The organism is Actinomadura soli, from assembly GCF_005889715.1.
Taxonomy (GTDB): Bacteria; Actinomycetota; Actinomycetes; order Streptosporangiales; family Streptosporangiaceae; genus Spirillospora; species Spirillospora soli.
In genome coordinates this window covers 1-8,792 of sequence record NZ_VCKW01000307.1, presented here as the reverse complement: position 1 = coordinate 8,792, position 8,792 = coordinate 1, and the positions used below count along the sequence as shown (strand labels likewise).

Below are 8,792 nucleotides of genomic sequence, written 5' to 3'. Positions count from 1 at the left end.
GCCCAAGGACGTCTCCACCACCCGCGGCCCTCGACGACCCGTCCCCAACACACCCACGGACGTCCTCGCCACTTGCGGAGACGTCCTCAGCGTCTGCGGGGACGTCCTCGTCACTTGCGCGGACGTCCTTGCCACTTGCCCGGACGTCCTCATCGCCAGCGGGGACTTCTTCGATGCCAGAGACGTCCGCGTTGCCGTCCGGGTCGAGGTCTGCATGGACGTCCAGGGACGTCCCGGCCGGACGTCGGTCGGCCGGGACGTTCCCGGAACGGCGGCGCTGAGGGCTCACGAGCGGCCGTCCATCACGCCAGAGGCAATGATCACTGGACCTTCTGCACCGCGCCGCCGATCGTCTTCACGAACTCGGGCAGTCGGGGACCCCACCGGGAGGCGATGTCGTCGTCGAGTTCGACCACACCCTTGTTCTGGACCGCGTCCAGGTCCGACCAGCCGGGCCGCTTCGCGATCGCGGCGGCGTTCTGCCCGCAGCACTTGGTGTCGGCCAGGAAGATCAGGTCCGGGTCCTGCTTGAGCAGGTGTTCGCGGGACAGTTGCGGATACCCGCCGCTCGCCTTGTCGGCCGCGTCCGCGATGTTGCGGAGGCCGAACAGCGCGTACACCTGGCCGACGAAGGTCGTGGACGTCACGGAGTGAAGCTGGTTGTCGAGCTCGTGATAGTAGGTGAGCCCCTTCGCCTTCGGTGATGCTGCGACGGTCTTCTGGATGTCGGCACGCATACCGTCAACGAGCTTCTTCGCTTCTTCGGCGTGCCCGGTCGCCTGCCCGAGGTCGTTGATCTCGTCGTACGCCTCGTCCAGCTTGGTCGCCGCGGGCTCCAGCAGAACCGGGACCTTGACCTTCTCCAGCGCCTTGACGATGCCGTTCAGGTCATCGGACAGGACGACGAGATCGGGCTTGTACGCGATGACCGCCTCGGCGTTCGGCTTGAAACCGGACAGTTTCGTGCGGGGCGCGTTCGCCGGGACGTTCGAGTAGTCGTCCACCGCGACCACCTGCGACCCGGCGCCGATCGCGAAGAGGGTCTCGGTGTGAGTGGGGGAGAGGGACACGATGCGCTTCGGGCCGGCCGGGACCTTCACCGCCCCGTTTCCGGCCTGAACGGTGACGGTCTTCGCGCCTGACGTGCTGTTCTTGGTGTTGCCGTCGTCGCCGCCACATGCACCTGCGAGTGTGACGACGCCGATCGCCATCACCGCGACGAGGGAACGTACGGGTCTCACTGAAGCCTCCTGGCTGCAGGGAAGCCGCGGCCCGCTCATGACGGATCGCCCTTCCACGAGGTCGAAAATCGTCGGCGCGCGAGGAGGCGACCTGGCTCGGCCCTTTCGGGCTCCACAGTTGCGGGACAGCGCCGGGTTTACACCGGACTTCGCTCCTGGCGCGCAGCACCGTAACGGTATCAGCCGCCGAATCCGGATCTGTCCTGCTAGGAGCGAGATAGTTCCCTTCCTGCCTGTACGGCGTGAGCACTCACCGCACGCCCCCGCATCGAGGCCAAGCGGCGTCACCGCACCCATGACGCACGACGCGCCACGGCGCGGCCGCCCGGGAGCCCGAGCAGCACCACGAATTGATCACCCATGCCGCACTGGCCGCTGTTACCGAGCACGGAACAGCGTTGGCCACCGCCCAGATCACGTACCGCCGCGACGGCACGGCCGCCCGCGCTGACCCCACATGGCCCTGGCCACCTCCACCGCTTCGGCTACCACCACGGGCACTACCGCCGCCTTGACTACACCGCCTTGGGTGGCCTCCGTGGTACCCACTGCCGTCAGGCCCGTCAGCGGGATGGTTTGCGAGGAATCGTCGACATGAAGGGACGAAGGTGCCCGTTCAGGGGCGGCGTTGGTCGTCGGTTGCGGCTCGGCGCCTGGCTTCCACGAAAAAGTCATGCAGGGCAGCGGTTTCGGGTAGCAGCCGCATTGGCCGCGCAGCTCCGAACGGAGCGTCCCAGAACGAACCCCGACGCGGCTCCCAGGGCGCGGCATACGCGTAAGCCTCGTCCAAGTAGTCGTCGCCCAGGCTTACGCCGAAGTTGACCTCGTCGAGGCTCACCCCCACGTCGAAGTGTTCAGGCCAAAGCACTGGCATGGATTCCGGGGCAAACCTGGTGAGAGCCTCATGACCGCGGCCGAAGCACGCTGCGATGTACTGCGCTGCCTGCGCGTCGACGCCGAGGACTTCGTCCGGCCCGACGCCGCTGCCGTCCTTGTAGAGGTCCTCCACGCCACCCGCATCGATGCCCGCCGCTGCGGCGAGTTCTCTGCAGGTGGCGCCGTTCAACGGGATCTCTCGGTCACCGGCCACAAGCTCTGTCCCGTTCACCCGCAGGTCAGGGTCTTGGACGGTGCCGAACCCGCCCTGAAGGATCCTCAGCCGGATCGTTCCGCTCTGCCTGTACTGCGGCCCGGCGAGCACCAGTTCGGCCACTCCGTGCAACGAACGACGGGCCGTTGTCAACGCTTGTCGATCGACGTTCATCCACCGTCCTCCGTTAGGCGCCTTCCGCGCCACGCAAGAATTCACAAACCGTCCGGTTCTGCGCCCCTGGTCGTGTACTGCTCCGCCAGCTTCCGGTCGTTTTCCGCCCACCTGCGATGCCTGGCAGCCGATTGCAAGTGCACCTCGGACTCCACTGGATCGGCCGCCGCCATCTGTTCCAGCAGAATTGCTGCCCGGTCATGCGCTCGCGCCGAGGAGACCATCGCCTGACGCGCGTACTCCTCGGTCTCACGCCTGCGCTCCGCGGGACCGTCCGGCAACTCGGCACGGCGGACACCGGTCGTCCGCCCACTCCCGCCCGCCTTCAGTGGAAGCGCGCGGTCTTTGCTGCCCATAGCAGCCAACCCGCCGTCCGAGCCCGTCGATCAACCAGCCCTCCAGACACGTTCGACTATCTACCCAGCAACCCATCTGTTCAGCCCACCCAAGGCACCCGCTCCACCCAATGCGCACAAGCTAGGACAAAAACCATCCCAGCCTCGCTGATCCAATCAGGCGATCAACACTGCGATGAAGTTTTGGTCTTGCAGCGGTGCCCGTTGCGGAGTTGCCCTCGCTCTCAGCGGTCTTCTCATATCGGTCATTTCCGAGGTGCTCAGTGGTCTCGTCATCCGGGGCGGCTCCAACACCTGCTCGGCCAACTGGGCTTGCGGTACCTGCTCCGGTCACCTCTTCTGGGCCTGCTTGCGGGCCTGGGGCACGGCCGGGACTGCCCAGGCTCCCGGGCACCTCCGTCCAAGACCTGGAGTCTGCGTGCCTCCCGTGCGACGCGCCGCCAGTGGTGGGCTGTCAGTGCATGCCGGTCCACACCGGAGCAGCAGATAGCCGTAGATCTGGGGAGCGCCGTGTCGTACGGCTCCAGCAGCGCCTGCCCCGGGTCGGGCTGATGTCGTCCCAGGTGGTTCATGCCCATCCATCGTTCGGGGCGAGTCGGCCAGATTGAAGAGGGTGCCGCCGGAGGGTGTGCCGTGGCGGACGGCGATGACCGACCATGGGAACCGTGGTGATTCCCGAACCCCTCACGCTCTACACCGCTGACGATGTCCGGATCGACGCAGGTCACCTGTGGGGAGACGGTGATCTGTGCTTCGTCCTGGCCCACGGCTTCACCTGCTCGTGGCGGCAGCCCATGCTCCGGCGGATCGCCGGTGCCCTCAACCGGCACGGCGGTGTCATCGGGCTGGATTTCCGTGGCCATGGCAGGTCCGGTGGCCACTCCACCGTCGGTGACCGTGAGGTTCTCGACGTCGACGCCGCGGTCGCGGCCGCACGCCGGAGAGGGTACGGGCGGGTCGCCGTGACCGGGTTCTCCATGGGAGGCGCCATCGTCGTCCGTCATGCGGCATTGCACGGCGGAGTGGACGCTGTGGTCTCGGTCAGTTCGCCGGCCCGCTGGTACTACCGCGGGACGGTGCCGATGCGGCGTGTTCACTGGGCGATCGAACGACGGGTCGGGCGGCTGGCGGTCCGACTGGCGCGTGGCACCCGTGTGGCGCCAAAGGGCTGGGATCCGGTACCGGAGGCGCCGTACGAGGTCGCCGGACTGATCGCTCCGGTCCCGCTGCTGGTCGTCCACGGAGACGCGGACCCGTTCTTCCCTCTCGACCACGGCCGACAGTTGTACGAGGCGGCACGCGATCCGCGCGAGTTGTGGGTAGAGCCCGCGTTCGGCCATGCGGAAGTTGCCGCCACGCCCGACCTGATCAAGCGCATTGGTGATTGGGCAGAGGCCGCTTCCACCAGGGCGTGGTGAACTCGCTGTTCGTCCGAAGGACGGTGTATGGGCCAGGTCTAGGGCTTGGACTCATGCAGGGTTTGCGTCGTTGCGGCAGGCATCGATGACTCTCCTGTTCCGGAGGCCAGGGCGGAGGCGGTTGATGAGGCTCCTGGATGAGGTTCCTCCTGTGGCGACCGCAGGTGTGCTTGGGCATAGCCGCCGGAGTAAGGAACACGGTCACGCGGATCGGTTTGGACGTGGCCGCAGCAGGTCGTGGCGGTGTGCGGAGGCCGACCGTTCGCCGGCGCGTTGGACGCCTTTGACGGGACGTGCGACGAACTGGCCGGCGGAGGCGATCGGCCAAGGCTGTGATCATGCCTCCTGTCAATGACCTGCGCTGTTCTGAGGTTATCCACATTTTGCCGCGGCCAACGTGGTGGTCGGCCGACGGGCATGATCGAGGACATGAACGGATTCAGCCTCACCTGGAAACGAACGTCCGCCGATTCGATCGTCCCCGTCGGGCCCGGCATTTACTTCGTTCCCGTCAAGGGCGCCTCGCTCGCCGCGCGGGCGACCGCACTCAGCGATCTTCTGCCCCAGGACGTCGTCGTCGCTCGGCGCGCTGCCGCATGGATTTGGGGCCTTGACCTCTTACCGCCGGGAGTGGACGAGGCCGACTGGAACGTCGAACTCATCACTCCCGGATCGTCCGAGAACCCACTGTCACAGATCACCGCAGAAAGCGTGGAACTTCCCGCGGATCATGTCACGGAGCAGTTCGGTGTGCGGATGACGACTCTCGCTCGCACGGCTTTGGACTGCGCCCGCTGGCTTCCCCGCTATGAGGCTGTCGCAGCGCTCGATCAATTCATTCGGCGAGGAGTGGAGACCGATGAGCTCACCAGAATGGCCCGGGGTCTGCGGGGTTACCGTGGTAACAAACGGCTGCGAGAGATCGTCCGGCTCAGCGATCGCGGTGCCGCGTCCCCCGGCGAGAGCTGGGCCCGGGTGGCCGTCATGGAGTCCGGTCTTCCGCGTCCGAAGACCCAGGTGCCAGTAAGGGGCGAGGACGGGCGGTGGCTCTACATAGACCTCGGCTACCCGGAGTTCCGCGTGGGCCTGGAATACGACGGCGAACGCCACCACTCAGGTCGCGAAGCCCAGGCCCATGACGCGCGCCGGCGCGCTTGGCTCACCAAAGAAATGGGGTGGGACATCCTTCCCGTGAACAAGAACTTCTTGTACCAACCCGCAGCCTATCTGGAGGCGCTTCTGACCACCCTAATCCAGCGAGGATGGAAAGCGGACAATTCAACGATGGAGCACATAACCGTCCGCCTGGCTCGTCTGAACCGTCGGCCACGGTGACCGTCTGGCCCGATCGATGTCGCTGCCTGTTCGAACAACCGCGCGCAGCAGATGTCGCCGCCTCGGAAGGTGGAGTTCAGAGTGGCCCTCGGCTCGGTCCGTAGCACCTTGGTGCAAGAATCGGCGAGCGTGGCCTTCAGGTTGGCAAGGCCGCGGTCCGGGCGGTCTTCGATAGGGACGCCGACAGCGATGAGGGCTGGCCTCCACTCGGGGGATTTGGCGGCCTGTCGCAGGTGTCCGGTGCGTGTGCTACTCACGATCCAGCAGGTTCACCAGGCTTTTCGGCGCGATGAGGCGATAGCTGTCCTCGATGAGCTCCGCCATTTCATCCCAGTCGTGCTCGACGTTGAGGTGCGCCCCCACCCAACCTTTGCTGCCGACGTACTTTGGGACGAAGAAGCGGTCGGGGTTCTCCGCTACCAGGGCCTCTTGCACGCCCGCACCTGCCTTGAATGTCATCGAGAGGCCGTCCTCGCTGGTCATCACGAACAACTTGTCGCGGACTCGGAAGGACGGTGCGGTGTGCCCGCCAAATGGCTTCTCGGTCGCCTCCGGCAACGAAAGGCATACTTCCCGTATTCGTGATCGAACATCCATGGCAGTGACTCTACTTCCTCTTGAGTCGTGGGTTCTTCGGCGGCTTCGCGGTGGCGGAATCTGGCGTCCGGACCGGGTCCGGTCCAGGCTCCGACGGGCGCCGAGGGCGGCGCGCTCGGCGGTGTAGGCCGGGAGACACGCTGAATCCGGCGCGGATGTCCGGGTCCGGAACATCACGCAGGTCTACGCTGTGCCGTACATATCACAGCAGTGGAAGGCATGGCGCATGAACCGCAGCGAACTGGTCAGAGCCGTGGCGGAACGCGCGGGAAGCGACGAGGCCGCCGCCCGCCGGCACGTGGACGCCGTGGTCGAGACCGTGATGGAACGGGTGTCCGCCGGGGAACGGGTCATCGTCACCGGATTCGGCACGTTCGACCGCCTGTCCCGCCCGGCCCGCAGTGCCCGCAATCCGCGCACGGGCCTTCCGATCGAGGTGCCCGCCGCCGAGGTGCCGCGGTTCCGGTCCGGGCAGACGTTCCGGAACCGCGTCGCCGAGAGCGGTCCCGCCGCCGTCCAAGAGGCGGCTGGAGCGGCCCCCGCCGCCGAAGAGCCGGCAGTGGCGGCCGCCGCCGTGCCGGACACCGCGGTGAGCGTCGTCGTCGATTCGGCGTCGCCCAAGAAGGCCAAGAACGAACAAAAGCCCGGGAAGTCAGGGAAGAAGGCCAAGAAGGGCGCGGTGGCGAAGAAGGTGTCGAAGAAGGGCAAGGCAGCCAAGCCTCCCAAGGCGGAGGCATCCTCGTCGAAGAAGCGACCGCGCAAGTCAAAGCCCCGCACCAAAGCCTCCAAGTAGGCCCGCCCGAGCCCCGTCGCTGCCGCAGCGCCCGCCTGACAGCGGGTCGAGCGTGCGAGGTCTGGCAGATGGCGTCGCATCTGGATGATTCGGCCGCCGGGTGGAGCGCGGGAGCGGGCGGCGCTGTGTTCTCGCGCGGAGGATCGAGTCCTCAGTCTCGGACGGAGACCTGGGTGACGCCCGGCACTGTCTGCGCGAGGACGTCGGCGATCCGCTTCGCCGACGCGTCCGCGCGACCGTGCAACTCGACCACGCCGTGTCGGACCGAGACGTCCCAGTGCGAGACGCCCGGTCCGTACTCTGCGATCGAGGCCAGGACGTCGTCACGGATTCGGGCGTCGTCGTGGGCCAGGATCGCGATGAGGTCCTGGCGTGTGACGATCCCGACGATGTCGGAACCGGCCAGTACCGGGACGCTCTTGATCCGAGTCTTCATCATCGTTTCGGCGAGCACGGTGACATCCGTGTTGGGCTGGGCGGTCTTCACGTCGCGGGTCATGACCTCCGCCACGCGACGTCGTGACGGAGATGCCGCGGTGGCGTCCGTCCGCGCGAGCGCCTTCGGGTCGTGCTCGAACACGTCGTGCAGGAGGTCCGTCTCGCTGACGATGCCGATCAGCCGCCCTGGCTCGTCCACGACGGGCAGCGCGGTCACGTCGTGCTCGTGGAGGACGCGGATGGCCTGACGGACGGTGGCCGACGGCGGAATCGTCACGACGGGCGAGGTCATCGCCTCCCGGACCAGCATGGCGTGTTCCTCCTTCCGGCGAGGACGCCCTTCATCTACCCGGGTGGTGCCCTTCTGACCCTTTAATCCAGGATCGTCCGAGGTCGTCCGGCGGCCGTGACGCCTCGCCGTCCGGCCGCAAGGCCCGCAAGGTGAGGTCCGATGCCGTCCTCCAGCGCAGACCTGTCCGACACGAACCAGGGCTACTTCGAAGTTCGCCACCCTCGCCCGGACAGGACACCCTGCGCTTCCGACGAGGTCTACCGATGGCCTCGCGTATCAAGGTCGCGCGAGGCCCCCGTCCATCGCAGGGTGAGCCGGATGATCTCGACGGCGACCGCCACGACAAGGACCAGGAAGGCGACCGGTAGCGCGCGTCCCGCGGCGTCCGTCGTCATGGTCTCGGCCACGGACTGCTCCGGCAGGAAGATCAGCCCGCTCAGTGTGACGAGCGCGAAACACGCGACGTCGGCCGTCGCCGCGGAGATCAGGGGCCGGACGGCTTCCAGCGGTGACTGCGGGCGACCGGCCAGCCGCCAGGCGAAGACGATCCCGCCGACGAGGGCGAGCGCCATCCACCGGAAGTTGGTCGTGCTGAAACCGCTGATGCCGCCGTAGTCGAACTCACGGGCGCCGCCCACCAGCAGGTTCACGACACCCCGGCGATGACGGCCGGGATCCACGGCCAACTCCGCCCCAGGTCGGGGAGGCCGGGAAAGGTTCCACCGTCTCTCATGGGTCGGCTTATCGGCGCGTCCGACCGGACATCCTCTGACATGTCACGTCTCCTACTCAGGGAGGTCGAAGCCACGCCTGAACGCTGGTTTCGCCCCAACGGGGCGCGATCCGGCGCGCCCCAGTTCGGCAGGGGGATAACCCCCGGCGCGGGCTCCGCACGGATCGGGCGACCAAGCAGGCTCAGACCGCAAGGACGATTGGCGGACGGAGCTCCACGCCGCTGGACGTGAGAGGCGAAGTCGACAAGCCCAATGCCCAGCCAGGCAGCACCGGGCCGAGGTGGTCCTGGGCTGGGCCGGGGGTGTTGCCGGATGGGGCTGGCT

10 protein-coding genes are annotated in these 8,792 nt (G+C 67.1%); 3 read left to right on the top strand and 7 right to left on the bottom strand.

Annotated features, from left to right (window positions below; genetic code table 11):
* The 4 genes from ETD83_RS44020 to ETD83_RS36135 all read right to left on the bottom strand — a co-directional run.
* Window positions 1-289, bottom strand: a 289-nt coding sequence (locus ETD83_RS44020) for a hypothetical protein (protein WP_205718064.1), incomplete at its 3' end; no start/stop codon positions are given.
* Between the two features lie 31 nt (window positions 290-320).
* A complete protein-coding gene (locus ETD83_RS36145; protein ID WP_171064638.1) occupies window positions 321-1,241 on the bottom strand; it encodes an ABC transporter substrate-binding protein in 921 nt (306 codons plus the stop codon).
* A 616-nt stretch (window positions 1,242-1,857) separates the two neighbouring features.
* The gene (locus ETD83_RS36140; protein WP_138649703.1) at window positions 1,858-2,505 is read right to left on the bottom strand and encodes a hypothetical protein; all 648 of its coding nucleotides are present in this window, start codon (window positions 2,503-2,505) and stop codon (window positions 1,858-1,860) included.
* A 41-nt stretch (window positions 2,506-2,546) separates the two neighbouring features.
* Window positions 2,547-2,861 carry a hypothetical protein gene (locus ETD83_RS36135; protein WP_138649702.1) on the bottom strand — a complete coding sequence of 105 codons (315 nt, stop codon included), beginning with the start codon at window positions 2,859-2,861 and terminating at the stop codon, window positions 2,547-2,549.
* A 656-nt stretch (window positions 2,862-3,517) separates the two neighbouring features.
* Here ETD83_RS36135 and ETD83_RS36130 point away from each other — a divergent pair.
* Together ETD83_RS36130 and ETD83_RS36125 are read left to right on the top strand one after the other, a co-directional pair.
* On the top strand, window positions 3,518-4,279 hold the full coding sequence (locus tag ETD83_RS36130) for an alpha/beta hydrolase family protein (RefSeq protein ID WP_138649701.1): 762 nt from the start codon (window positions 3,518-3,520) through the stop codon (window positions 4,277-4,279).
* Window positions 4,280-4,696: 417 nt separating this feature from the next.
* Window positions 4,697-5,614 carry a hypothetical protein gene (locus tag ETD83_RS36125; protein WP_138649700.1) on the top strand — a complete coding sequence of 306 codons (918 nt, stop codon included), beginning with the start codon at window positions 4,697-4,699 and terminating at the stop codon, window positions 5,612-5,614.
* Window positions 5,615-5,863: 249 nt separating this feature from the next.
* Here the strand turns inward: ETD83_RS36125 and ETD83_RS36120 are convergent, their stop codons facing one another.
* On the bottom strand, window positions 5,864-6,211 hold the full coding sequence (locus ETD83_RS36120; RefSeq protein ID WP_138649699.1) for an MmcQ/YjbR family DNA-binding protein: 348 nt from the start codon (window positions 6,209-6,211) through the stop codon (window positions 5,864-5,866).
* A 226-nt stretch (window positions 6,212-6,437) separates the two neighbouring features.
* Here ETD83_RS36120 and ETD83_RS36115 point away from each other — a divergent pair, with 226 nt between their 5' ends.
* Window positions 6,438-7,004: an HU family DNA-binding protein gene (locus ETD83_RS36115; RefSeq protein ID WP_138649698.1), complete on the top strand. Its 567-nt coding sequence runs from the start codon at window positions 6,438-6,440 to the stop codon at window positions 7,002-7,004.
* 151 nt (window positions 7,005-7,155) lie between these two features.
* Here ETD83_RS36115 and ETD83_RS36110 read toward each other — a convergent pair whose 3' ends face one another.
* Together ETD83_RS36110 and ETD83_RS36105 are read right to left on the bottom strand one after the other, a co-directional pair.
* Window positions 7,156-7,752, bottom strand: coding sequence for a CBS domain-containing protein (locus tag ETD83_RS36110; protein ID WP_138649697.1), 597 nt, complete (start codon window positions 7,750-7,752; stop codon window positions 7,156-7,158).
* Between the two features lie 239 nt (window positions 7,753-7,991).
* Complete coding sequence (locus tag ETD83_RS36105) at window positions 7,992-8,384, bottom strand: hypothetical protein (protein WP_138649696.1); 393 nt, start codon at window positions 8,382-8,384, stop codon at window positions 7,992-7,994.
* Window positions 8,385-8,792: the final 408 nt, after the last annotated feature.